This is a genomic window from Curtobacterium sp. MCLR17_059 (assembly GCF_003234665.1).
GTDB lineage: Bacteria > Actinomycetota > Actinomycetes > Actinomycetales > Microbacteriaceae > Curtobacterium > Curtobacterium flaccumfaciens.
Genome location: NZ_QKSU01000001.1, coordinates 571,788 through 596,189, shown reverse-complemented (window position 1 = coordinate 596,189; position 24,402 = coordinate 571,788). Strand labels below are relative to the sequence as shown.

General features: G+C 69.6%; 27 protein-coding genes. 4 read left to right on the top strand and 23 right to left on the bottom strand.

Features of this window, described 5'->3' with window-relative positions:
• Positions 1-1,848, bottom strand: a complete 1,848-nt coding sequence (glmS, locus tag DEJ12_RS03025) for a glutamine--fructose-6-phosphate transaminase (isomerizing) (RefSeq protein ID WP_111028979.1) — start codon at positions 1,846-1,848, stop codon at positions 1-3.
• A 116-nt stretch (positions 1,849-1,964) separates the two neighbouring features.
• Here glmS and DEJ12_RS03020 point away from each other — a divergent pair, with 116 nt between their 5' ends.
• From DEJ12_RS03020 to coaA, 3 genes are all read left to right on the top strand, one after another.
• Positions 1,965-3,152, top strand: a complete 1,188-nt coding sequence (locus tag DEJ12_RS03020) for an ATP-binding protein (protein WP_071406151.1) — start codon at positions 1,965-1,967, stop codon at positions 3,150-3,152.
• A gap of 10 nt (positions 3,153-3,162) precedes the next feature.
• On the top strand, positions 3,163-3,648 hold the full coding sequence (locus DEJ12_RS03015) for a glutathione peroxidase (protein WP_111023295.1): 486 nt from the start codon (positions 3,163-3,165) through the stop codon (positions 3,646-3,648).
• 105 nt (positions 3,649-3,753) lie between these two features.
• Entirely contained in the window at positions 3,754-4,698 is a 945-nt protein-coding gene (coaA, locus tag DEJ12_RS03010; RefSeq protein ID WP_027466714.1) for a type I pantothenate kinase, read from the top strand.
• Positions 4,699-4,796: 98 nt separating this feature from the next.
• Here the strand turns inward: coaA and glmM are convergent, their stop codons facing one another.
• The 13 genes from glmM to infA form a co-directional block, all read right to left on the bottom strand.
• Positions 4,797-6,170, bottom strand: coding sequence for a phosphoglucosamine mutase (gene glmM, locus DEJ12_RS03005; RefSeq protein WP_071406153.1), 1,374 nt, complete (start codon positions 6,168-6,170; stop codon positions 4,797-4,799).
• Positions 6,171-6,192: 22 nt separating this feature from the next.
• Complete coding sequence (gene rpsI / locus DEJ12_RS03000; RefSeq protein ID WP_027466716.1) at positions 6,193-6,678, bottom strand: 30S ribosomal protein S9; 486 nt, start codon at positions 6,676-6,678, stop codon at positions 6,193-6,195.
• A 36-nt stretch (positions 6,679-6,714) separates the two neighbouring features.
• Complete coding sequence (gene rplM / locus DEJ12_RS02995) at positions 6,715-7,161, bottom strand: 50S ribosomal protein L13 (protein WP_111028978.1); 447 nt, start codon at positions 7,159-7,161, stop codon at positions 6,715-6,717.
• Between the two features lie 330 nt (positions 7,162-7,491).
• Positions 7,492-10,578 (bottom strand): ExeM/NucH family extracellular endonuclease, encoded by a 3,087-nt coding sequence (locus DEJ12_RS02990; protein ID WP_111028977.1) that lies wholly within the window; start codon positions 10,576-10,578, stop codon positions 7,492-7,494.
• An 85-nt stretch (positions 10,579-10,663) separates the two neighbouring features.
• Complete coding sequence (locus DEJ12_RS02985) at positions 10,664-11,407, bottom strand: MBL fold metallo-hydrolase (protein WP_111028976.1); 744 nt, start codon at positions 11,405-11,407, stop codon at positions 10,664-10,666.
• Entirely contained in the window at positions 11,404-12,312 is a 909-nt protein-coding gene (gene truA / locus DEJ12_RS02980) for a tRNA pseudouridine(38-40) synthase TruA (RefSeq protein WP_111028975.1), read from the bottom strand. The genes DEJ12_RS02985 and truA overlap by 4 nt, the downstream gene beginning before the upstream one ends.
• Positions 12,313-12,388: 76 nt before the next feature.
• Entirely contained in the window at positions 12,389-13,525 is a 1,137-nt protein-coding gene (locus tag DEJ12_RS02975; RefSeq protein WP_146244986.1) for an aromatic acid exporter family protein, read from the bottom strand.
• 122 nt (positions 13,526-13,647) lie between these two features.
• Positions 13,648-14,226 carry a 50S ribosomal protein L17 gene (gene rplQ / locus DEJ12_RS02970; protein WP_071245471.1) on the bottom strand — a complete coding sequence of 193 codons (579 nt, stop codon included), beginning with the start codon at positions 14,224-14,226 and terminating at the stop codon, positions 13,648-13,650.
• A 63-nt stretch (positions 14,227-14,289) separates the two neighbouring features.
• A complete protein-coding gene (locus DEJ12_RS02965; RefSeq protein ID WP_017885506.1) occupies positions 14,290-15,285 on the bottom strand; it encodes a DNA-directed RNA polymerase subunit alpha in 996 nt (331 codons plus the stop codon).
• 205 nt (positions 15,286-15,490) lie between these two features.
• Positions 15,491-15,889 carry a 30S ribosomal protein S11 gene (gene rpsK, locus DEJ12_RS02960; protein ID WP_017885507.1) on the bottom strand — a complete coding sequence of 133 codons (399 nt, stop codon included), beginning with the start codon at positions 15,887-15,889 and terminating at the stop codon, positions 15,491-15,493.
• Positions 15,890-15,898: 9 nt separating this feature from the next.
• Positions 15,899-16,273, bottom strand: coding sequence for a 30S ribosomal protein S13 (gene rpsM, locus DEJ12_RS02955; protein ID WP_017885508.1), 375 nt, complete (start codon positions 16,271-16,273; stop codon positions 15,899-15,901).
• Between the two features lie 186 nt (positions 16,274-16,459).
• Positions 16,460-16,576, bottom strand: coding sequence for a 50S ribosomal protein L36 (gene rpmJ, locus DEJ12_RS02950; RefSeq protein WP_022903266.1), 117 nt, complete (start codon positions 16,574-16,576; stop codon positions 16,460-16,462).
• 70 nt (positions 16,577-16,646) lie between these two features.
• Positions 16,647-16,868, bottom strand: a complete 222-nt coding sequence (infA, locus tag DEJ12_RS02945) for a translation initiation factor IF-1 (protein WP_017885509.1) — start codon at positions 16,866-16,868, stop codon at positions 16,647-16,649.
• Positions 16,869-17,162: 294 nt separating this feature from the next.
• On the opposite strand from infA, the gene DEJ12_RS02940 reads away from it, so the two are divergent.
• Positions 17,163-18,455: an LCP family protein gene (locus tag DEJ12_RS02940; RefSeq protein ID WP_111028974.1), complete on the top strand. Its 1,293-nt coding sequence runs from the start codon at positions 17,163-17,165 to the stop codon at positions 18,453-18,455.
• 140 nt (positions 18,456-18,595) lie between these two features.
• Here DEJ12_RS02940 and map read toward each other — a convergent pair whose 3' ends face one another.
• The 9 genes from map to rpsH all read right to left on the bottom strand — a co-directional run bounded on the left by map (position 18,596) and on the right by rpsH (position 24,301).
• Positions 18,596-19,375, bottom strand: coding sequence for a type I methionyl aminopeptidase (map, locus tag DEJ12_RS02935; protein WP_245164871.1), 780 nt, complete (start codon positions 19,373-19,375; stop codon positions 18,596-18,598).
• 59 nt (positions 19,376-19,434) lie between these two features.
• A complete protein-coding gene (locus DEJ12_RS02930; RefSeq protein WP_111028972.1) occupies positions 19,435-20,025 on the bottom strand; it encodes an adenylate kinase in 591 nt (196 codons plus the stop codon).
• Positions 20,022-21,344, bottom strand: coding sequence for a preprotein translocase subunit SecY (gene secY / locus DEJ12_RS02925; RefSeq protein ID WP_027466722.1), 1,323 nt, complete (start codon positions 21,342-21,344; stop codon positions 20,022-20,024). Before secY ends, DEJ12_RS02930 begins: the two co-directional genes overlap by 4 nt.
• A 147-nt stretch (positions 21,345-21,491) precedes the next feature.
• Positions 21,492-21,956 (bottom strand): 50S ribosomal protein L15, encoded by a 465-nt coding sequence (gene rplO / locus DEJ12_RS02920; protein WP_027466723.1) that lies wholly within the window; start codon positions 21,954-21,956, stop codon positions 21,492-21,494.
• Entirely contained in the window at positions 21,953-22,138 is a 186-nt protein-coding gene (gene rpmD, locus DEJ12_RS02915; protein WP_017885515.1) for a 50S ribosomal protein L30, read from the bottom strand. Before rpmD ends, rplO begins: the two co-directional genes overlap by 4 nt.
• Positions 22,138-22,986 carry a 30S ribosomal protein S5 gene (rpsE, locus tag DEJ12_RS02910; protein WP_111028971.1) on the bottom strand — a complete coding sequence of 283 codons (849 nt, stop codon included), beginning with the start codon at positions 22,984-22,986 and terminating at the stop codon, positions 22,138-22,140. The genes rpmD and rpsE overlap by 1 nt, the downstream gene beginning before the upstream one ends.
• Positions 22,983-23,357, bottom strand: coding sequence for a 50S ribosomal protein L18 (gene rplR / locus DEJ12_RS02905; RefSeq protein WP_027466725.1), 375 nt, complete (start codon positions 23,355-23,357; stop codon positions 22,983-22,985). The genes rpsE and rplR overlap by 4 nt, the downstream gene beginning before the upstream one ends.
• A 2-nt stretch (positions 23,358-23,359) precedes the next feature.
• Positions 23,360-23,896, bottom strand: a complete 537-nt coding sequence (gene rplF / locus DEJ12_RS02900) for a 50S ribosomal protein L6 (protein ID WP_017885518.1) — start codon at positions 23,894-23,896, stop codon at positions 23,360-23,362.
• Positions 23,897-23,902: 6 nt separating this feature from the next.
• Positions 23,903-24,301: a 30S ribosomal protein S8 gene (rpsH, locus tag DEJ12_RS02895; protein ID WP_017885519.1), complete on the bottom strand. Its 399-nt coding sequence runs from the start codon at positions 24,299-24,301 to the stop codon at positions 23,903-23,905.
• Between the last annotated feature and the right edge of the window lie 101 nt (positions 24,302-24,402).

Genomic DNA, 24,402 nt, shown 5'->3' with positions numbered 1-24,402 from the left:
CTACTCGACGGTGACCGACTTCGCGAGGTTGCGTGGCTGGTCGACGTCGAGGCCCTTGGCCGCGGCGAGCTCCATGCCGAACATGTGCAGCGGTGCCACGGCGAGCAGCGGCTCGAACAGCGGGGTCGCCAGCGGGATCCGCAGGACCTCGTCGGCGAACGGCAGCACCGCGGCGTCACCCTCTTCGGCGATCGCGATCACCCGGGCACCGCGGGCGCGGATCTCCTGGATGTTCGAAACGACCTTCGGGTGCAGCGATCGGGGGTCGCGCGGCGAGGGCACGATGACGAAGACGATCTGGCCCGGCTCGATCAGGGCGATCGGGCCGTGCTTGAGCTCACCGGCGGCGAAGCCCTCGGCGTGGATGTACGCGAGCTCCTTGAGCTTGAGGGCGCCCTCGAGTGCGATCGGGTAGCCGACGTGGCGGCCGAGGAACAGCACGCTCCGGGTGTCCGCCATCCAGCGCGCCAGGTCCTTGATGCCGGCGGCGTCCTCGATGGTCTGCTGCAGCTTCGGGGCGAGCCCCTCGAGCTCGGCCACCTGCTCGGCGATCTGCTCGGTGGTGAGCGTGCCGCGCAGCGTCGCCAGGTGCAGCCCGAGCAGGTAGAGCGCGACGCCCTGGGCGATGAAGGCCTTGGTCGACGCGACGGCGACCTCGGGCCCGGCGTGCGTGTAGATCACGGCGTCGGACTCACGCGGGATCGTGGCGCCCTGGGTGTTGCAGATCGACAGGACCTGCGCGCCCTGCTCACGGGCGTACTTGACGGCCATGAGCGTGTCCATGGTCTCGCCGGACTGGCTGATCGAGACGACCAGGGTGCGCTCGTTCAGCACCGGGTCGCGGTAGCGGAACTCGTGCGCGAGCTCGACCTCGACCGGGATGCGGGCCCACTGCTCGATGGCGTACTTGCCGAGGATGCCGGCGTAGGCGGCGGTACCGCAGGCGATCACGATGACGCGGTCGACGGTCGCCAGGCGCTCGGCGATCGGGTCGAGGTCGGTCAGCGTGACGGCGCCGTCGTGGACGCGACCGAGGATCGTCTTCGCGACGGCCTCGGGCTCCTCGCTGATCTCCTTCGCCATGAACGAGCTCCAGCCGCCCTTGTCGGCGGCGGAGGCGTCCCAGTTGACCTCGAACTCGCTCGGCGTGGCCGGAGTGCCGTCGAAGTGGATGACGTCGACGCCGTCGGGGCGGATCGTGGCGATCTCGTCCTGCCCGATCGACAGCGCGCGCTGCGTGTAGGCGACGAACGCGGCGACGTCCGAGCCCATGAAGTTCTCACCGTCGCCGAGCCCGACCACCAGGGGCGAGTTGCGACGGGCACCGACGACGACGCCGGGCTGGTCGGCGTGCACGACGAGGAGCGTGAATGCCCCTTCGAGCCGCTGCACGGCCTGCTGCATGGCGGCGGTCAGGTCACCGGTGTCGCGGAAGGCGCGTCCGACCAGGTGCGCGGCGACCTCGGAGTCGGTCTCGCTGCGGAACTCGATGCCCTCGGCCTGCAGTTCGGCGCGGAGCTCGGAGAAGTTCTCGATGATGCCGTTGTGGATGAGGGCGAGCTTGTCGCCGTCGGCCAGGTGCGGGTGGGCGTTGCCGTCGGTCGGGCCACCGTGGGTCGCCCAGCGCGTGTGCCCGATGCCCGTCGTGCCGTCCGGGATCGGCGACGACTCGAGCTCGTCGACCAGGGCCTGGAGCTTGCCCGCCTTCTTGGCCGACACGAGGTCTCCGGCTGGGTCGACGACGGCGATGCCCGCCGAGTCGTAGCCGCGGTACTCGAGGCGACGGAGGCCACCGAGGAGGACGTCCTGGCTGCTGTTGCTGCCGACGTAGCCGACGATTCCACACATGGGACCGATCCTACGGTCTGCCTGGACGCCCACCCTGCGAAGCGACCGAGGGGAGCGAATCGAGCACAATCGGGAGCATTCTGCGGAATCCGTTAGACAAGCGTAGAGTCTCCTCGATGCACGCCGCACTGAACCCGTACTCGCCAGGCGCCGGCCTGCGCCCCCCGGAGCTGGTCGGGCGCGACGCCGAGATCGAGGCGTTCGACCTCGTCGTGGCACGGTCGCGGCGCGCGCTCGGAACGCGCAGCATGATCCTCCACGGGCTGCGTGGGGTCGGGAAGACCGTCCTCCTGAACCAGTTCCGCATGCAGGCTGACGCCGCGGAGTGGTTGGTCGTCGACGTCGAAGGACAGACGAGCGTGTCCGGCCGCGAGGGTGCTCGACGGAGGCTCGCGCGGGAGATCGCGCTCGCAGCACGTCGTCTTGCCCGCGGCCGCTCGGTCAGCGCAGCCGTGCAGCGCGCGCTCGGCACGGTCACGTCGTTCGGTGTGCACTTCGGGAACATCGGCTTCGACCTGGGGTTCTCCGCCGTCGAGGGTCGCGCGGACTCCGGCGTCATCGAGATCGACCTCGAGGAACTCGTCGAGGACCTCGCCCCCGCGCTGCGGGAGCAGAACCGCGCGCTCGCACTCTTCATCGACGAGGTCCAGGACCTCGACCTCGAGTTGCTGTCCGCGCTGCTGTCCGTCCAGCACCGGGCCGGACAACGTGGCTGGCCGTTCGTGATGGTCGGGGCCGGTCTGCCGAACGTACCGGCCAAGCTGACGGCGGCCCGGTCCTACGCCGAGCGCCTCTTCGACTACCGGGAGATCGGCTCGCTGCCGTCGGGAGCAGCCGCTGACGCGCTCACGGTTCCGGCCGCCCGTTCCGGGGTGACTTTCGATGCCGCGGCGCTCGATCTCCTCATCGATGCCTCGGGCGGGTACCCGTACTACCTCCAGACCTACGGGGCGGCGGCGTGGGACCTCGCGGCCGACCGACGGATCACCCACGATGACGCAGCAGCTGCCGTCGACCGCGGCAACGCGGAACTCGACAGCGGTTTCTTCCCGGCCCGCTGGGACCGTGCCACACCTGCGGAGCGGCAGTACCTCGTGGCGATGTCGGAGGATCCGGCCGGCGTCTCCGGGACGGCCGTCGTGGCATCGCGCCTCGGTGCGGAACCGAAGGGGACCAGCCCGGCACGACAGGGACTGATCGAGAAAGGCATCATCTACGCGCCCGAGCGCGGCAAGGTGGCGTTCACGGTGCCGAACATGGGCGAGTTCGTCCGCCGTCAGGCCGATCTCGACATCGTGGACTAGCGTCCGGGCCATGGGACGCTTCGACGACATCGCCATCACCACGCTGCACGGCGAGGACACCACGTTCGGCGCCTACGCCGACAAGGCCGTACTGGTCGTGAACGTCGCCTCCCGGTGCGGCCTCGCCCCGCAGTACGAGCAGCTCGAGGCCCTGCAGAAGCAGTACGGCCCCCGCGGGTTCACGGTGCTGGGCTTCCCGAGCAACCAGTTCCTGCAGGAGCTCGGCTCGTCCGAGGCGATCGACGAGTACTGCTCCACCACCTGGGGCGTCACGTTCCCGATGTCCGAGAAGGTCAAGGTCAACGGCAAGAGCGCCCACCCGCTCTACCAGGCCCTCAAGGAGACCCCGGACGCCGACGGCAAGGCCGGCCGGGTCGCCTGGAACTTCGAGAAGTTCCTCGTCGCCCCCGACGGCTCCGTCACGCGCTTCCGCCCCACCACGAAGCCGGACGCCCCCGAGGTCGTCGCCGCCATCGAGGCGGCCCTCCCCGCCTGACGCGTCGCGTCCTGCGGACGCGCACCGAGCACTGGACGGGAGGCCCGGGGCACGTGAGCCGACCGGCTCACGTGCCCCGGGCCTCCCGTCTGTACGCTCGATCCCATGCCGTTCTCGGAGACCGCCGTCGCGCACCCGACCCCGTTCGTGGAGATCCCGCGTGACGAGTGGTCCCAGCTCGCCCCGAAGGAGCACCTGTCGCTCACCGAGACCGAGATCGTGCAGCTGCGCGGTCTCGGCGACCGGTTGGACATGCAGGAGGTGCAGGAGGTCTACCTGCCCCTGTCCCGCCTGCTCACGCTCTACGCCGCCGGCGCGCGGAACCTGCACGCCGAGACGAGCCGGTTCCTCGGGGAGCGCGCCGGACGCACGCCGTTCGTCATCGGCGTCGCGGGCTCCGTCGCGGTCGGCAAGTCCACCGTCGCCCGTCTGCTGCGCGAGCTGACGAAGCGCTGGCCGGACACCCCTCGGGTCGAGCTCGTGACGACCGACGGCTTCCTGTACCCGAACGCCGAGCTCGAGCGCCGCGGGATCATGGACCGCAAGGGCTTCCCGGAGTCGTACGACCGCCGCTCCCTGCTGCGCTTCGTGAGCCAGGTGAAGAGCGGGGCCACCGAGGTCCGCGCGCCGTACTACTCGCACCTGGTCTACGACATCGTGCCCGATGCCGAGATCGTCGTCCGGCAGCCCGACGTGCTCATCGTCGAGGGCCTCAACGTGCTTGCGCCCCCGGTGCACGGGCGGCTCGCGCTGTCCGACCTGTTCGACTTCACGATCTACGTGGACGCGAAGACGAAGGACATCGAGTCCTGGTACGTCGACCGGTTCCTCGCCCTGCAGGAAGAGGCGTTCTCGAGCCCCGACTCGTTCTTCCACCGGTTCGCCTCGCTCTCGCGTGAGGACGCGGTCCGGACGGCGACCGAGGTCTGGCGGGCGATCAACGAGCCGAACCTGATCGAGAACGTGCTGCCCACGCGCTCCCGCGCCACGCTGGTGCTGAAGAAGGGCGCGAACCACAAGGTGAACTCGGTCCTGCTCCGCAAGATCTGAGCGGGGGGGCAGCGCAGCGCAAAACACCGGTGTTCGCGAGCTGAACCGCGTTCTGCGCGTGTTCAACCGGCGAACACCGGTGTCTTGCGGAGGGGACCTTACGCGGCGTCGAGCGCCAGGCGGTCCTGCACGACGGCGGCGAGCTCCTCGGCGATGCGCTGGGCGTCGTCCTGCGAAGCGGCCTCGACCATGACGCGAACGACCGGCTCGGTGCCCGACGGACGGAGCAGCACACGACCGCTGTCCCCGAGCGCCTCACTGGCGGCGGCGATGGCGTCCTGCACGCCCTGGTCGGCGAGCCCGTGACGATCGACGCCCCGGACGTTGAGCAGCACCTGCGGGAACACCGTCATGCACGAGGCGAGCTCCTGCAGGGTCTTGCCCGTGCGCGCCATCTCGGCGACCAGGTGCAGCCCGGTCAGGATGCCGTCACCCGTGGTGGCGAACTCGTTGAAGATGATGTGGCCGGACTGCTCGCCACCGATGGAGTAATCGCCCTCGGTCATCTTCTCGAGCACGTAGCGGTCGCCCACGCCGGCCTCGATCACGGTGATGCCCGCGTCGGCCATGGCGCGCTTCAGCCCGAGGTTCGACATGACCGTCGCGACGAGGGTGTCGTCCTTCAGCCGTCCGCGCTCCTGCAGGGACAGCGCGAGGATCGCCATGATCTGGTCGCCGTCGATCGCGTTGCCCGCGGCGTCGACCGCCAGGCAGCGGTCCGCGTCCCCGTCGTGCGCGATGCCGACGTCGGCACCGTGCTCGAGCACCGCGCGGGCGAGGTTGTCGATGTGGGTCGAACCGACGCCGTCGTTGATGTTCCAGCCGTCGGGGTCGGCGCCGATGAGCGTCACGCGGGCTCCCGCGTTGACGAAGACCTCGGGCGAGACGCCGGCGGCGGCACCGTTCGCGCAGTCGAGCACGACGTGGATGCCGTCGAGCCGGTGCGGCAGCGTGCCGAGCAGGTGCACCACGTAGCGGTCCTCGGCGTCGGCGAACCGCGAGATGCGCCCGACGTCGATGCCGGTGGGGGTGGGTGCGGAGTGGTCGTGCATGGCCGCTTCGATGCGGTCCTCGACCTCGTCCGGCAGCTTGCGGCCACCCGTGGCGAAGAACTTGATCCCGTTGTCGGGAGCGGGGTTGTGCGATGCGGAGATCATCACGCCGAAGTCGGCGTCGATGTCCGCGACGAGGAACGCCGCGGCGGGGGTGGGGATGACCCCGGCGTCGAGCACGTCGACGCCGGCCGAGGCGAGCCCGGCCGCGACGGCGGCACCGAGGAACTCGCCGGAGACGCGCGGGTCACGCGCGAGGACCGCGCGCGGGCGCGGTCGACCCGACGCCCGGCGGGCGTCGGCATGGTGTCCGTGTGTGAGGACGGCCGCGCTCGCCTGGGCAAGACCCAGTGCGAGCGCGGCCGTCAGCTCGCCGTTGGCGAGACCACGAACCCCGTCGGTACCGAACAGACGCGGCATTGCGATCTTCAGCCGGTGACGACTAGCGCTTCGAGAACTGCGAAGCCTTGCGGGCCTTCTTGAGACCGGCCTTCTTGCGCTCGATGACGCGGGCGTCACGGGTGAGGAAGCCGGCCTTCTTGAGGGTCGCGCGGTTGTTCTCGCGGTCGATCTCGTTCAGGGTGCGGGCGATGGCGAGGCGGAGCGCGCCGGCCTGACCCGAGGGGCCGCCACCGGTGATGCGGGCGACGACGTCGTACGAGCCGAGGAGCTCAAGCACCTTGAAGGGGTCGTTGATGAGCTGCTGGTGCAGCTTGTTCGGGAAGTAGTCCTCGAGCGTACGGCCGTTCACGACGAACGTGCCGGAGCCCGGGACGAGCCGGACGCGCGCGATGGCCTCCTTGCGGCGCCCGACGGCACCGCCGGAGACGTTGAGGATCTGACGGGGAGCGGCCTCGGCAGCGGCGGGTGCGCTCTCCGTGGTGAAGCTCTCCGGGGTCTGGTCGAGGGAATCAGCGATCTGAGCCATGAGTTTTCTGTGTCCTTGAAGTCGTCGTGGCCGGAACTACTGTGCGACCTGGTCGAAGATGTACGGCTTGGGCTGCTGCGCGGCGTGCGGGTGCTCCGCGCCGGCGTAGACCTTCAGCTTCTTGAGCTGCTCGCGGCCGAGGGTGTTCTTCGGCAGCATGCCGCGGATCGCCTTCTCGACGGCGCGGGTGGGGTGCTTCTCGAGCATCTCCGGGTAGGAGGTCGCCGTCAGGCCGCCCGGGTAACCCGAGTGACGGTAGTAGACCTTCTTCGCGAGCTTCGAACCGGTCAGGGCGACCTTGTCGGCGTTCACGATGATGACGAAGTCACCCATGTCCATGTGCTGGGCGAAGGTGGCCTTGTGCTTGCCGCGCAGGAGCGCCGCGGCGTGGGTGGCGAGACGGCCGAGGACGACGTCGGTGGCTTCGATGACGATCCAGTCGTGCTGGACGTCTGCCGGCTTCGGTGAGAACGTGCGAGTCACAGGAGTGCTGCTTTCGTGTCGAGGTGAGGAGTCCGTGAATCCCACTCCGGTCGGGAGTTCCACGGGCAGAAGCACGGGGAACACCTCGGTTGGAGGGCTCATCTGACTGTCCGCGCGCGGGGCGCACAGACCAAGGTGAGAGCCTAGCCGACGCGGGGTACGTCGGTCAAACGCGGCCGGCTGCCGGCCTGGAGGCGCGGGGCGGCCCCGCACCGCGCCTCCCGTCCGTCGCGCGGTCGCGCCCACCGCGCATGGTGAGCAGGAATGGTCGGGTCCGCTGAGCGAACCCGACCGTTCCTGCTCACCAAGTGCGCCCGGGGGGCGTGGGGACTACTCCGCGGCGGCCGCAGTCCGACGTCGGCGACGCACGATCAGCACACCCGCGCCCGCCGCGAGCAGCAGGAACGCCACCAACGCACCGGCACCGAGGCCCGCAGCACCCGTGAACGCGAGCTGCCCATCCGTGGTGATCGTGATCGGGGTCCACCCGATCAGAGTCCCGTCAGCAGCCGTCACCGCCAGACGGTGCGCACCAGCCACCGTGTCCGCCGGGATCGTCACACGAACCGTCCCGTCAGCAGCAACCACAGCCGTCCCGATCAGCGTCGGCTCCGAGAACAACCACACGTTCACGACGTCACCGGCCGACGCCGAGCCGACCGTCACCGTGATCGTCTCCCCCGCACGAGCCGACGCCGGAGCCGACACCCCACCACGGTTCGCCTCCGTCAACAACGACTCCGACGGTGCCACCGGAGCAACCGGCGGGGTGATCCCGTCGACCGGCGGCACCGGAGTCGGGGTCGGCGTCGGGTTCGGCACCGGGGTCGGCGTCGGCGTCGGCACCGGCGTCGGGTCCGTCCCCGGGTCGGTGCCCGCGGCGTCCAGGTCGAACCCGACCAGGATCGGGTCGTGGTCGCTCGCCCGGTACACGTCGTCGGTGTACAGGTTCGTCGCGTTGTAGTTGTAGCGGCTGTACTCCAGGCCCACCGACTCGACCGAGTTGATGTTCCAGATGTCCACGCCCGTGACCGTCTCGAGCGCGGCCTCCGACGCGAACACGTGGTCGAGCGAGCCGCTCAGGCCGGAGAACACGTACGAGTACTCGGTGCTGTCGAGCGCCGGGCCGAGGTCGGTGTAGCCGGCCTCGTCGAGGACCACCACCGGGTCCTCCTTGCTGTAGGCGTTGAAGTCGCCGAGCATGAACACCTTGTCGGTGCCGTACTGCTCCTGCATGTCGGTGGAGAAGGTCACGAGGGCCTTCGCCTGCTCGACGCGGTCGGCGTTCGAGGCCCCCTGCCCGTCGCCCTGGTCGGCGTTCTCGCCGGTGCCGGAGCCCTTGGACTTGAAGTGGTTCGCGATCACCAGGAAGTCGTCGTCCGCGGTGCCGCCGACCGGGCGGAACGCGTCCGCGACGGGCTGGCGGGCGTTCGTGAACGCGTCGTCGAGCAGGATCGTCGACTCGCCGACGGGCTCGACGCGGTCCTTCTTGTAGATGAGGGCGAGGCGGATGACGTCCTCGCTCGCGGGCACGACGGCCGGGGACTTCGCGTAGGCCCAGGTGTCCTGGCCGGTGGCGGCGTTGAGCGCGTCGACCAGGGTGGCCACGGCGGCATCGCGGTCCTGACCGAAGCGGACGGAGTTCTCGATCTCCTCGAGCGAGACGACGTCGGCGTCCAGGCCGTTGATGGCCTTCACGATCTTGACCTGCTGGCGCAGGAAGTCCTCCTGCTCGGCGGCACCGCGGGCGTCGCAGCCCGAGTTCACCGTGACGGGGTCACCGGCACGGTCCGTGTAGTACTTGCAGCCGGTGAGCTCGTCGCCCGTGGTCGGGAAGTAGTTGAGCACGTTGAAGCCGGCGAGCTTCAGGTCGCCACCGACGTCCTGCGGTGCCGGCTGGCGCACCTTCGAGAACGACGCCGGCAGGTCGGCGGCCGGGGTCGCACCCGTGATCGGCGCGGTCGGCTGGAACTTCCACCCGTTGTTGCGGTAGTCGAGGACGACCGGCTCGGTGAAGGTGGCGGCGGCCCCGACGGTGACCGGGCCCTGGGTGAGCCACGACACCGGGATGCCCTGGTTCGCCTGGGTCAGGAAGTTGGTGCTCGCACCGTCGTCGAGCGTGACCTTGCGCGCGGCGTTGTCGGCCTCGACGGCCTTCGCCTCGGCGCTGCCCGGTCGGCCGACCTCCGTCGGCTGGATCAGGCGCGTCGTGCCGCTGGCGAGCACGACCTCGCCGTACTGGTTCGTCGTGTAGTTGTCGGCGACGGTGTACGCGCCCTGGGGAGCGACGAGCATGCTCTCGAGCGACTCCCGCTGGGCGTCGGACGACGGGAACGCGACCGCTGCGGGCTGTGGCGCCGCGACGGTGTCGTCCAGCTGCTGCAGCGACGAGGCCCCGGACACAGTGAGCTCGGTCAGGCCGAAGTACTCGGACACGGCACCGGTGACCCGCACGTGGTCGCCCTCGTGCACCAGGCCGGCGGTGGCGGACGAGAAGACGAACACCGCGTCGGACGCGGTGTGGGCGCCGAGGTCGATCGCACCGCCGGTGCCGGGGGTCTGGATCGTGTAGCCGTTGAAGCCACCGGTGCCGTAGACCGCGGTGACGACGCCGTCGGTCGTGACGTTCTTGCCGGCGTACGGCGAGGTGTCCGTGGTGCCCTGCAGCTGGGCGATGGTCACCGTCTCGGCGGGGGTGCCGGGCGCGGGGGTCCCGCCGTCACCCGGGTCGGTCGGGTCCGTGGGCTCGGTCGGTGCCGTCGTCTCGCCCGCGGCGTTCCGCGGGGTGAGCGTCGTCGTCACGGAGAAGTCCGCACCGTTGACGTCGGTGTCCGTGGTGCCCTGGCGGACCAGGCCGTTCGGCACGGAGTTGTCCCCGGTCACGGTGCGCACGGTCGACTCGAACGTGTTCGAGGCGCCGTAGCCGAGCAGGTCGACCACGCCGTCGGTTCCGGTGGTGACGGGTCCGGCGGCGAGCGCCAGGGGTGCCGTGGCGTCGGACAGCACGAGCGTGCCCGTGGTGCCCGACGGGTTGAGCGTCGCGGTGTCGTCGGCGGCGGGCAGGTCCTCGCCAGCCGGGCTGGCCCCGCCGTTGCCCGCCATCGACACCAGGAAGGTGCCCTTGGCCGGCACGGTGCCCTGGAGCGCACTGGCCGAGAACGTGCCGGTGCCCGCGGCGGACCGGTACTGCAACGACCAGCCGTCGAGCGACACGGCGGCGTCGGTCGGGTTGCCGATCTCGACGAACTTCTCGTTGTAGAACGCGCCCTTGCTCCCCGCCTTCAGGTAGGCCTCCTCGATGACGAGGTCGGTCCCCTCGGGGTTCGCGGTCGCTGCGGTGACGGTGACGAGTGGAGCCGCGAGGAGCGTCGCGGCCGCCGTGGCGCACAGCAGAGTGCGCCCGAGGGTGTTGGCCATGCCCGCACGCTACCGACCTGCGGGGTCGTTCAGGTTGCGTCGAGGTAAATGATTGCGTTCGGCAACATCAGCCGATCGCGCGGCATCAGCCGATCGGTAGCCAGGTCCCGCCCACGCGTCGGACGGCCGGTCCGTGTCCCGGCAGCACGAGCGCCGGGAACGGCAGCGCCCGTGCCGACTCGAGCGCGCGGTCCTGGTCGGCGGTGAAGAAGGGTGTGATCATCCGCGGCCGCGGGGCCCACGACCCCGGCTGGGTGTCGTGCCGACTGACGACCGCGTCGCCCGTGACGATCGCGTCCGCCGCGGGCAGCAGGTACGCGGTCGAGCCGTCGGTGTGGCCGACGGCCGGGAACGGTGCGATCGCCCGACCCGCGAAGTCCGCACCGGTGAACGCGCGAGCGGACGGCACCGTCGTCGGTCGCAGGGCGTCGGATCGGATCGCCCGTGCCAGCCAGGCGAGCACGCGCGGGCTGGCGAGCCGGCCGCCGATCTCCGCCGGGGTGACCTGCTGCCGTTCCGGTCCGCGCACGTTGGCGAGCTCGTCGGCGTGGGCGAGCACCTCGACGCCGGGGTGGCGCTCGAGGATCCCGGGGATGCCGCCGACGTGGTCGACGTGTCCGTGCGTGACGTAGACGCGACGCAGGTCAGCGGGGTCGTGTCCGGCGGCGCGCACGGTGTCGAGCACGAGGTCGGTGTCGGCCGGGTAGCCGGCGTCGATCAGCGCGACGCCGTCCTCCTCGGCCAGCACCACCCAGTTGGACACGGGGCCCTCGACGAAGACGACTCCGGGGGCGACGGACACGACGGAACGGGGTTCGCGCGGGCTCATCCCTCGACGGTACCGTCCGCCGACCGTCGGGCCCGGGTCTGCACCGCCCGCTCCGCGAGCTCCGCGTCTGCCGGGTAGCCCACCTCGGTCAGCGTCAGTCCCTTCGCCGGCGCCGTCTTGAAGGCGCTCGTGCGCTCCTCGGCGACGCGCAGTTCCTCGAGGCGGTCCGGGCCGAAGCGGCCCTCGCCGACGGCGATGGTCGCGCCGACCATGGCCCGCACCATCGAGTGGCAGAAGGCGTCGGCCTGGAGGCGCGCCACCAGCACGCCGTCCGGCTCGCGGTCCCAGCGGAACTGCTGCAACGTCCGGATGGTCGTCGCCCCCTCGCGCGGCTTGCAGAACGTCGCGAAGTCGTGCAGCCCGAGCAACGTCAGCGCACCGCGCTCCATCGCTGCCGGATCGAGCCGCGCCGCGTGCCAGACCGTGTGCCCACGCCGACGTGGATCGCGCGGGGCGTCGGCGTCCGCGATCCGGTACTCGTACCGGCGCCAGAGCGGGGAGAACCGGGCGTCGAACCCCGCGGGTGCCACCGAGGCACCGGCGACGACGACGTCCCCCTCGGGTGCCGCGATGCCGTTGACCCGCTTGAGCAACCCGTCGAGCGGTGACCGGCCCGTCCCGCGCTTGGCGGTCAGCGCTGCCCACTGTTCTGCCGACAGGTCCAGGTGCGCGACCTGCCCGGTGGCGTGTACCCCGGCGTCGGTGCGTCCGGCGACGGTGAGCAACGGCGGTTCGCCCCAGCGGGTGAAGACGGTGGCGAGTGCGGTCTCGAGGGCGCCCTGGACGGTCCGGAGTCCGGGCTGCCGGGCCCACCCGGAGAACGCCGCTCCGTCGTACGCGATGTCCAGCCGCAGCCGCACGTCGCCCGTGCTGTCGGGGTCCTGGAAGCCGACCGTCTCGTCCACGTGACCACCGTAGCGGGGGTGATCCGTGCCGCCCGGCCCGCGCTCGGTCTGCCGGACGGCGGCCGCCCGTACCCGCTCAGCCGCGCGGACGGCCGAAAGCCGACGGACCGGTCCGGGTGTCGAGGTCGTCGGTGGCGCGTCGCTCGGACTCGACGATCCCGCGCAGGGCGACGAGCGCGGCCGAGGTGACCGCGACGTGCGAGGGGTTCTCGCGCGATGCGTCGAGCGCGCTCTCGAGTCGTGCGATGGCCTCTTCGGCCTGGTCCTCCGGGGAGTCGCCGCGGATCGTGCTGGCGATCTTCCGCAGTGCCTCGGCGATGGGGGTGGCGAACGCGGGGTCCGGACGCCCGACGCCCTCGGACACCGGGCCGGAGCGTGCCACGAGCTCGGTGAGGTCGGTCGTGTACCAGGCGACCCGCTCCAGTGCGCGGAAGCGTCCGCCGTCCTTCTGGAGCCGTGCCCGCGACCCGCGCAGGGCACCGCGGGGGTTGAGTCGACGGCTCTCGTGCGCGATCGCCACCCGTGACCGGACGTCCGCGATCGCACGGTCCAGGCGGTCCTGCTGGTGGTCCCACGCCTTCTCGTCGCGCTTGCCCTCCTCGAGCACGGCTGCCAGCCCGTCGAGGTGGTCCGCCAGCACGCCGTTCACCGCGTCGATGCGGTGTTCGGCGTCCCAGAAGTGCAGCGGCGGGAACACCAGGAAGTTGACCAGCAGCCCGATCACGACGCCCACCGCCATCTGCACGAGGTACCCGAGCGAGTACCCCTCGGCGTTGGCACCGCCGACGAGCAGGACGAAGAGCGCCGCGGTGGACACCCACGAGCTGCCCTCGCCCAGCACGCGGAACCCGCCGACCAGCACCCCGACGCCGACCGCGAGCGCGATCGCGAGGAAGCCAGGATCGCCGACCCACATCGTGAACGCGGCGATGAGGATGCCGAGGGCGATCCCGACCAGGGTCTGCACACCGCTCCGGATGCCCGCGAACACCGTCGTCTGCATCGCGACGACGGCGCCGAGTGGTGCGTAGTACGGGTACTCGGCCGCGACGCCCGGGATGTGCCGCGCCACGAACCAGGCGATCACCGCGGCGGCGGCGGCCTTGCCGGCGTGCAGCAGGCGCGGCTGTGTGCCCGAGGTCCGGCTCCACCGCCAGACCCGGGTCCCCAGACCCGCAACGTGCTGGAACGCCATGACTTCCTTCCGTCGCACCCGGCCCGTGACGGTACGCCGAGCAGTCGGTGTGCACGACCAGCCTCGGACGCGAGGAAGCCCCCGCGACCTGGGTCGCGGGGGCTTCCTCGTGGTGGTGCAGCGCCCCGGAGGGCACCGGACTACTTGGTGTCGGCGTCGTCCGACTTCTCGGCGGCGTCGGCCTCGACCTCGGCAGCAGCCTCGGTCTCGGACTCGGTCTCGACCGGGGCGGACTCCTCGGTGGTCTCGGTCTCTTCGACCGGGGCCTCCTCGGTGGTCTCGTCGGCGGCGGGCTCGTCGACCGGGGCGGCAGCAGCGGCCGGAGCCGAGTTGCGCTTGACCGGAGCGGGCGTGCTCGAGACGGGCTCGAGGACGAGCTCGATCGACGCCAGCGGGGCGTTGTCGCCCTTGCGGAAGCCGAGCTTCGTGATGCGGGTGTAACCGCCCTGGCGGTCCTCGACCTGGGGAGCGATCTCGGTGAACAGCGTGTGCACGACGGACTTGTCGCGCAGGATGCTGATCACACGACGACGCGCGTGCAGGTCGCCGCGCTTCGCGAACGTGATGAGACGCTCGGCGACCGGGCGGAGGCGCTTGGCCTTCGTCTCGGTGGTCGTGATGCGACCGTGCGTGAAGAGGGCGTTGGCGAGGTTGCTCAGGAGCAGGCGCTCGTGGGCGGGACCGCCACCGAGGCGGGGGCCCTTGGTGGGCTTCGGCATGTCAGTTCTCCAGTGGTGAAAGTGGTGCGCGCGGTGTCAGCGCGCTTGCGCGTGAGCGCGAGGTCAGTTGTTGGACTCGTCCTCGTCGTACCCGCTGTAGAAGTGGGCGCCGTCGAATCCGGGGACGGTGTCCTTGAGGGACAGGCCGAGCTCGGTGAGCTTGTCCTTGACCTCGTCCACCGACTTCTGACCGAAGTTGCGGATGTTCATGAGCTGCGTCTCCGACAGGGCGACGAGCTCGGACACCGTGTTGATGCCCTCCCGCTTCAGGCAGTTGTAGCTGCGGACCGACAGGTCGAGGTCCTCGATCGGGGTCTGCAGTTCGTTCGAGAGCACGGCGTCGACCGGCGCGGGGCCGATCTCGATGCCCTCTGCCGCCGTGTTGAGCTCGCGAGCGAGCCCGAACAGCTCGACCAGCGTGCGACCGGCCGACGCGATGGCGTCGCGCGGCGTGATGGCCGGCTTCGCTTCGACGTCGACGACCAGGCGGTCGAAGTCCGTGCGCTCACCGGCACGCGTCGCCTCGACGCGGTAGGTGACCTTGAGGACGGGCGAGTAGATCGAGTCGATCGGGATCTGACCGGCTTCGCTGAACTCGGAACGGTTCTGCGTCGCCGAGACGTAGCCACGGCCACGCTCGATCGTGAGCTCGAGCTCGAAGCGCGCGGTGTCGTTCAGGGTCGCGATGACGAGTTCCGGGTTGTGGATCTCGACGCCGGCCGGAGCGGAGATGTCCGCCGCGGTGACCTGTCCGGCACCCTGCTTGCGCAGGTACGCCGTGATGGGCTCGTCGTGCTCGCTGGAGACGACCAGGCTCTTGATGTTGAGGATGATCTCGGTGACGTCTTCCTTGACACCGGGAACGGTGCTGAACTCGTGGAGGACGCCGTCGATGCGGATGCTGGTGACAGCCGCGCCGGGGATCGAGGAGAGGAGCGTGCGGCGCAGCGAGTTGCCGAGGGTGTAACCGAAGCCCGGCTCGAGCGGCTCGATGACGAAGCGCGAGCGGTGCTCGGAGATCGGCTCCTCGGTCAGGGTGGGGCGCTGTGCAATGAGCACTGTGGGATTCCTTTCGGCGAAGTGTCCGCTATATGACACTTGGCGGTACGACGGGGCCGCATGGGCCCCGACGGGTCTGTTGAGTTGTGATCACGCGCACACACGTGCGCGATCGAACGACCAGGAATGGCCGCGGGCCCTGCCCGCCCTCGCCGGAACGGATCCGGTCAGGGGACGAGCAGGGCGCGGCCGGTTGCTCCTCGCGTCAGACGCGACGGCGCTTGGGCGGGCGGCACCCGTTGTGCGCCTGCGGCGTGACGTCGTTGATCGAGCCGACCTCGAGGCCAGCGGCCTGGAGGGAGCGGATCGCGGTCTCGCGACCCGAACCCGGGCCCTTCACGAAGACGTCGACCTTCTTGACGCCGTGCTCCTGCGCCTGACGCGCAGCGGACTCGGCAGCGAGCTGCGCCGCGAACGGCGTCGACTTGCGCGAACCCTTGAAGCCCACGGCACCCGAGGACGCCCAGCTGAGGACGGCACCCGACGGGTCGGTGATGCTGACGATCGTGTTGTTGAACGTGCTCTTGATGTGGGCCTGGCCCACAGCGACGTTCTTCTTCTCCTTGCGGCGCGGCTTGCGCGCGGCAGTCTTGGGGGTAGCCATCGGGGTCTCCTATCGAGCCTTCTTCTTGCCTGCCACGGTGCGCTTCGGTCCCTTGCGGGTACGAGCGTTGGTCTTGGTGCGCTGACCGCGCACCGGGAGACCACGACGGTGGCGAAGACCCTCGTAGCTGCCGATCTCGACCTTGCGGCGGATGTCGGCGGCGACCTCACGGCGGAGGTCACCCTCGACCTTGAAGTTGCCCTCGATGAAGTCACGGAGGGCGACGAGCTGGTCGTCGGTCAGGTCCTTGACGCGGATGTCACCGGAGATACCGGTCTCCGTCAGTGCCTGGACGGCGCGGGTACGGCCGACGCCGTAGATGTACGTGAGTGCGATCTCCACGCGCTTCTCGCGCGGGATGTCGACGCCTGCTAGACGTGCCATGTGATGGCTGCTCCTGTTGTCGATGGAGGTGTGGCGCAGTACCGGTGCTCGGGCCTCCGCCCCGAGGTGTCCCCCGGTCGTCGTGCGACCGGGTTCTGGTACTGCGTTGTCGATCTTCAGTTGTGGGTCGTGCTCGAGCAGCCTGGTGTCCGATGGACACCGTCGGCGCCGGTCACGCGCCCGGGACTAGCCCTGGCGCTGCTTGTGACGCGGGTTGCTCTTGCAGATCACCATGACGCGGCCCTTGCGGCGAATCACACGGCAGTGTTCGCAGATGGGCTTGACGCTGGGGTTGACCTTCATGGTTCTTTCCTCGTGCTCGCTGGCTTCGTGCTCGGCAGGATTGCCGTGCCGTTCCTTTCCAGCTCGCGGATCACTTGTAGCGGTAGACGATCCGGCCGCGGGTCAGGTCGTACGGGCTCAGCTCCACGATCACGCGGTCCTCGGGGAGGATGCGGATGTAGTGCTGGCGCATCTTCCCGGAGATGTGCGCGAGGACCTTGTGTCCGTTCGTCAGCTCAACGCGGAACATCGCGTTGGGCAGAGCTTCGAGCACCGAGCCTTCGATCTCGATGACGCCGTCTTTCTTGGCCATAGCCTCACTGTCGCTTGGTTGTGGAACAGGTGTGATCCCCGAACCGGTCTGCGGGTCGGTCGCCACACCCGAGAGGGCATGACACACCAAAGATCGATCTTATGTGGTAAACCCGCAATTGCCAAGTGGGGACGCGGAACACCCCACGTCTGGGGCTTCCGGGGCCGTGCCTGAGCGTTGCACAGTGGTTTGACGGCGCGCTCCGGGCGCACACATGCGCGCGAACCGTAGTTTTGCTCCGCAGCCACGTCCGTCGCACCCGCAGCTCGCGCCGGACCACCGAACGGAGAACACGTGCCCGACGCCACCCGACGCCCCTTCGCCAGCCACGGCAAGCAGGCCCGTCGCCGGGGTTGGGGCACGCTCGTCACCGTCGTCGCGTCCGCCGTCGCCGTCCTGCTCGTCAGCGGCACGAGCGTCGCCGCGATCGCCGGGGCACAGCTCGCCACCGCGCCGCAGACCGTCGCGCTCAGCACCGACGACCAGAGCACCGCGAAGACCGCGGACATCTCGGCGATTAAGGGCGGGGCGAACATCCTGCTCATCGGGAGCGACACCCGGGTCGGCCAGTTCGACTCCGACGAGGACGTCGAGGGCGCTCGCAACGACGTCACGATGCTCATCCACATCTCGGCGGACCACCAGCAGCTCACCGCGGTCAGCTTCCCCCGTGACCTGATGGTCCCCATCCCGGCCTGCACGAACCCCGCGACCGGTACGACGTACCCGGCGTCCACCTCGGCGATGTTCAACACCGCGCTCGGCAACGGCGGTGTCTCCTGCGTCGTCGACACGGTGGAGAACCTGACCGGCCTGAGCATCCCCTACGCCGGGCTCATCACGTTCGACGGCGTGATCGAGATGTCGAACGCCCTCGGCGGTGTGGACGTCTGCGTCGCCGAGCCGATCGACGACACGTTCACCGGCCTGCACCTCACGACGGGCTCGCACTCCCTCGAGGGTTCGGACGCCCTGGCCTTCCTGCGCACCCGCCACGGGGTCGGCGACGGCAGCGACCTCGCCCGCATCAGCTCGCAGCAGGTGTTCCTGTCGGCGCTCCTCCGCAAGGTCACCTCGGACGGCACGCTCTCGAACCCGATCACGCTCTACAAGCTGGCCGGCGCGGCCCTGTCCAACATGACGCTGTCCGACGGCCTGGCCCAGACCGGCACCCTCGTCAAGCTCGCGGCAGCCCTGCGCGGGATGAGCACGGCCAACATGCTCTTCGTGCAGTACCCGGTGGCCGACGACCCCGCCGACAACGCCCGCGTGATCGTCGACCAGGAGACGGCCCACACCCTGAACGTGGCGCTGCAGAACGACGTCCGGTCGTCGCTGAGCGACTCGAGCACCGGTCGCGCCTCCGAGGAGTCGCCGTCGAGCGGCGGGACGTCGAGCAGCACTGGGTCGTCCGGCTCCTCGGGGTCGTCCGGCACCTCGGGTTCGTCCGGGACCTCGTCCGCCGGCACACCGTCGGCGACGCCGAGCGCGACCGCAACGCGGACACCGACCGCGTCGGCGACGCCGCTGCCCTCGTCGATCACCGGGCAGAGCGCCTCCGAGGAGACCTGCTCCGTCGGCAACTGACGCCACGGCGCGTGCGCCCGGCGGTGGTCGGGTGGGTCCACGCGACGTCGTCGAGGCGGCGGACGCCAGCCGGGCCTCGTGGCCGTCGCATCGTGCGGAGACACCCAGCGTGGGCACCGCGTGCGGACTGGAGGCCCGTCCTACGGGATCGGGACGGGCGTCACACCCAGCGGGGCCAGGCCCCGAGCGCCGCCGTCGGCGGCCGTCAGCACCCAGATGCCGGCCGCGTGCACCGCGACGCTGTGCTCCCAGTGCGCGGCGTCGGAGCCGTCGAGCGTCCGGACCGTCCACTCGTCGTCGTCCGTCGAGCTGTCGATCGCGCCGGCCGTGACCATCGGCTCGATGGCGACCACCAGCCCCGGCTTGACGGCAGGTCCGGCACCGCGCACGCGGTAGTTGAAGACCGGCGGTTCCTCGTGCATCGACCGACCGATGCCGTGGCCGGTGTAGTCCTCGACGATGCCCCACGCGCCGGTCTCGTCGATCGCGTCCTCCACGGCGGAGCCGACCTCGTGCAGGTTCTTCGCGTGGGCGAGCGCGGCGATGCCGTGCCAGAGCGACCGCTCGGTCGTGTCGCAGAGCGTCTGACGGGCTGCGGTGACCGCAGCGTCGCCGCCGGGCACGACGGTCGTGAAAGCGCTGTCGCCGTTCCAGCCGTCGACCTCGGCACCGGCGTCCACCGACACGATGTCGCCGGGCGCGAGCACGCGCTCACCGGGGATCCCGTGCACGATCTCGTCGTTCACCGACACGCACAGCGTGTGGCGGTAGCCGGGCACGAGCTGGAAGTTCGGGACTCCCCCGCCGTCACGGATGGTGCGCTCGGCGATCGCATCGAGTTCACCGGTGGTGATCCCCGGACGGATCGCTGCACGGACGGCGTCGAGCGCCTCGGCGGTCAGCAGGCCCGGCCGGACCATCGCCCGGAGCTCGTCCGGGGTCTTGTAGATCGAGGGCTTCTTGAACCGCACCACGCTGGTCAGACGGTCGCGGAGAGCCCGCGGCCCGCCAGTGCCGTCTGGATGCGGTCGCCGACCTCGTCGATGGCACCGAGGCCGTCGACGTCGACGACGAGGCCACGCTCGCCGTACGCCGCCACGATGGGCGCCGTCTGCTCGGCGTAGACCTGCTGGCGACGACGGATCGTCTCCTCGTTGTCGTCGCTGCGGCCCTGGTCCTCGGCGCGCTTGAGCAGGCGACCGACGAGCTCGTCCTGGTCGGCGACGAGCTGCACGACGGCGTCGATCCCGGTGCCCTGCTCAGCGAGCAGCGCGTCGAGGTACTCGACCTGACCGACCGTGCGCGGGTAGCCGTCCAGCAGGAAGCCGTGCTCGGCGTCGGGCTCCTGCAGGCGGGACTTCACGAGCTCGTTCGTCAGGGAGTCCGGCACGTAGTCACCGGCATCCATGATCGCCTTCGCCTGCACACCGAGGGGCGTGCCCTCTGCCACGTTCTTGCGGAAGATGTCCCCGGTCGAGATCGCGGGGATCCCGAAGGACTCGGCGATGCGGCCGGCCTGGGTGCCCTTCCCGGCTCCGGGAGGTCCGACGATGATGAGACGTGCGCTCAACGGAGAAGCCCTTCGTAGTGACGCTGCTGCAGCTGCGAGTCGATCTGCTTCACGGTCTCGAGACCGACACCCACGATGATGAGGATGCTCGCGCCACCGAACGGGAAGTTCTGGTTCGCGCCGAACAGCGCCAGTGCTGCCAGCGGGATGAGCGCGATGAGACCGAGGTAGAGCGAACCGGGCAGCGTCACCCGGGTGAGGACGTAGTCGAGGTACTCGGCGGTCGGACGACCGGCACGGATGCCGGGGATGAACCCGCCGTACTTCTTCATGTTGTCGGCGACCTCTTCGGGGTTGAAGGTGATCGCCACGTAGAAGTACGTGAACCCGACGATGAGCAGGAAGTACAGGACCATGTAGAACCAGTTGTCACCCGAGGTCAGGTTGTTCTGGATCCAGGTCACCCACGCGGCCGGCTCGGAGCCGTCCGAGGGCTGGTTGAACTGCGCGATCAGGGCCGGCAGGTACAGCAGCGACGAGGCGAAGATGACGGGCACGACGCCGGCCATGTTCACCTTGATCGGGATGTAGGTGTTGTTGCCGCCGTACGTCCGCCGCCCGACCATGCGCTTGGCGTACTGCACAGGGATCCGCCGCTGTGACTGCTCGACGAACACGACCGCCATCATGATCACGAGTCCGACCAGGATCACGAACAGGAAGAGCTCGAACGACTGCGACTGCTCGATCGCCCAGAGCGCCGACGGGAACTGCGCCGCGATCGACGTGAAGATCAGGAGCGACATGCCGTTGCCGATGCCGCGCTCGGTGACGAGCTCGCCCATCCACATGATGAGGCCGGTGCCCGCGGTCAGCGTGACGACCATCAGCATGATGGCGTACCAGCTGTCGTTCGAGATGATCGACGTGCAGGACGCGGAGGCGTTGGTGCCGAACAGGGCGCCGGAGCGGGCGACCGTGATCAGGGTCGTGGACTGCAGCACACCGAGCGCGATGGTGAGGTAGCGCGTGTACTGCGTCAGCTTCGCCTGACCCGACTGGCCCTCCTTGTAGAGGGTGTCGAAGTGCGGGATGACCACACGCAGGAGCTGCACGATGATCGACGACGTGATGTACGGCATGATGCCGAGCGCGAAGACCGAGAGCTTCAGCAGCGCGCCGCCGGAGAAGAGGTTGATGAGGTCGTAGAGACCGCCGGAGGACGACGCGCTGGCGAGACAGCTCTGCACGGCGGCGTAGTCGACGAACGGTGCCGGGATGTACGACCCGAGACGGAACAGCGCGATGATCGCGAGGGTGAAGCCGATCTTCTTGCGAAGATCAGGGGTGCGCATGATGCGCGCGACCGCTCTGAACACGATGACTCCGAACTTGTGGGACCGGGGCCGTCGATCGCGGCCGGACCGGTTTCGGTCGGCAGGGCCGACCCGGCTGGCGGATGCCGGCCACTGTCAAGGAAACCGTAACGGCGGCCCGTGCGCAAACGCACGGGCCGCCGACGGGGGTTACTGGGAGACGGTGCCGCCAGCAGCCACGATCTTCTCGGCGGCGGACGCCGAGACCTTGTCGACCGTGACCGTGATCTTCACGGTGATGTCACCCTGACCGAGAACCTTGACCTTCTCGTTCTTGCGGACGGCGCCCTTGGCGACCAGGCCCGCAACGGTGACGTCGCCACCATCGGGGTAGAGCTCCGAGATCTTGTCCAGGTTCACGACCTGGTACTCGACCCGGAACGGGTTCTTGAACCCGCGGAGCTTCGGGGTGCGCATGTGCAGCGGCATCTGCCCACCCTCGAAGCCGACCCGGACCTGGTAACGGGCCTTCGTGCCCTTGGTACCACGCCCAGCGGTCTTGCCCTTCGAGCCCTCACCGCGACCAACACGGGTGCGGTCCTTCTTGGCGCCCTCTGCAGGACGGAGGTGGTGCAGCTTCAGCACCTGCACGCGCTCGTTCTTCTCGTCGCTCATGCGTCGACCTCCTCGACCTTCACGAGGTGCGCCACCGTCGCGATGTACCCGCGGTTCTGGGAGTTGTCCTCACGCTCGACCGAACGGCCGATGCGCTTGAGGCCCAGGCTGCGCAGGGTGTCGCGCTGGTACTGCTTCTCGCTGATAACGGACTTGATCTGCGTGATCTTCAGCATCGCCATCACGCACCTGCCTTCTCGGTCGCGGCACGCAGGGCTGCGGCCTCGGCCTGGAGCAGACGGGCCGGGACGACCCGCTCGACGTCGAGGCCACGACGGCTCGCGACGGCGCGGGGCTCCTCGAGCTGCTTCAGGGCCTCGACGGTCGCGTGCACGATGTTGATGGTGTTCGACGAGCCGAGCGACTTGCTCAGGACGTCGTGGATGCCGGCGCACTCGAGCACGGCGCGGACCGGACCACCGGCGATGACACCGGTACCGGGGCCGGCCGGACGCAGGAGGACGACGCCAGCGGCGGCTTCACCCTGCACCGGGTGCGGGATCGTGTTGCCGACGCGGGGGACGCGGAAGAAGTTCTTCTTCGCCTCTTCGACACCCTTGGAGATCGCCGTGGGGACCTCCTTGGCCTTGCCGTAGCCGACGCCCACGAGGCCGTTGCCGTCACCGACGACGACGAGCGCCGTGAAGCTGAAGCGACGACCACCCTTGACGACCTTCGAGACGCGGTTGATGGTCACCACGCGCTCGAGGAACTGGCTGTCGCCACCGCGGTTGTTGCGGTCGCGGCCCTGCTGGCGGTCACGACCGCCACCACGACGGCCACGGTTGTCAGCGGAGTCGCGGTTGTTGGACGCGGAGCCCGCGGCGGTCTCGACCGGACGCTCGGCGACGGCAGGTGCCTCCGCCTCCTTGCCGGTCTTGGCGCCCTCGGTGGTCGCCTCGGCGCTTGCGTCGGTGGCCGTGGCCTCCGTGCTCGCCTCGGTGGTCTCCGTGGTCTCGACAGCCTCGGTCTCCGTGGCCTCGACGGCCTCGGTCTTGGCGTCTTCGTTGGTGTTCGCGTTGTCGCTCACAGGTTCAGCCCTCCTTCACGGGCACCATCGGCGATCGCGGCGACGCGACCGGCGTACTTGCTGCCACCGCGGTCGAAGACCACGGCCTCGACGCCAGCCGACTTCGCGCGCTCGGCGAGGAGCTCACCGACGCGACGGGCCTTGGCGGTCTTGTCGCCGTCGAACGAGCGGAGGTCTGCCTCCATCGTCGAGGCGCTTGCGAGGGTGTGACCCTTCGAGTCGTCGATGACCTGCACGAACACGTGACGCGACGAGCGGGTAACGGCGAGACGGGGACGAGCCTCGGTGCCGGTGATCTTCTTGCGGAGACGGTTGTGACGACGCGCCTTGGCGGCCGCCTTGCTCTTGCCTCGTGTCTTGAGGAGTCCCATGATCACTTACCTGACTTTCCGGCCTTGCGGCGCACGTTCTCGCCGGCGTAACGGACACCCTTGCCCTTGTAGGGCTCGGGCTTCCGGAGCTTCCGGATGTTCGCGGCGACCTCGCCGACAGCCTGCTTGTCGATACCGGCGACGGTGACCTTGTTGTTGCCCTCCACCGCGAAGCTGATGCCCGCCGGCGGCTCGACCGTGATCGAGTGGGAGTACCCGAGGGCGAACTCGAGGTTCGAGCCCTTGGCCGCGACACGGTAACCCGTACCGACGACCTCGAGGCCCTTGGTGTAGCCCTGGGTCACGCCGATGATGTTGTTGGCGATGAGCGTCCGGGTCAGTCCGTGGAGCGAACGCGACTCGCGCTCGTCGTCCGGACGGGTGACGAGGACCTGGTTCTCCTCGACCTTGGCCTGGATGGGCTCCGCGATGACGAGCGCGAGCTCGCCCTTCGGGCCCTTGACCGCCACGTTCTGACCGTCAACGGAGACGGTGACGCCGGCGGGGATGTCGATGGGGAGACGTCCGATTCGTGACATTGTCGATCACCACACGTAGGCGAGGACTTCCCCACCCACGCCCTTCTGCTCGGCTTCGCGGTCGGTCAGGAGGCCGGAGGAGGTCGAGAGGATCGCCACGCCGAGGCCACCGAGGACCTGGGGGATCTCCGTCGACTTCGCGTAGACCCGGAGGCCCGGCTTCGAGACGCGCTTGATGCCGGCGATCGAACGCTCGCGCTCGGGGCCGTACTTCAGGTCGATGGTGAGGGTCTGCCCGACTCGGGCGTCCTCCACCTTCCACTCGCTGATGTAGCCCTCACGCTTGAGGATGTCGGCGATGTTCTTCTTGAGCTTGGAGCTCGGGAGCGCGACTGCGTCGTGGTGCGCGGAGTTCGCGTTCCGCAATCTGGTCAGCATGTCTGCGACCGGATCGGTCATCGTCATGATGTTCGTCCATTTCTCGCCTGGTTTCGACACCCGTTCCACGAATGCCGACCTGAGCGATCGAGTGATCCCGGGGCGGTTCCCCGAGATCGGTGTGTTCG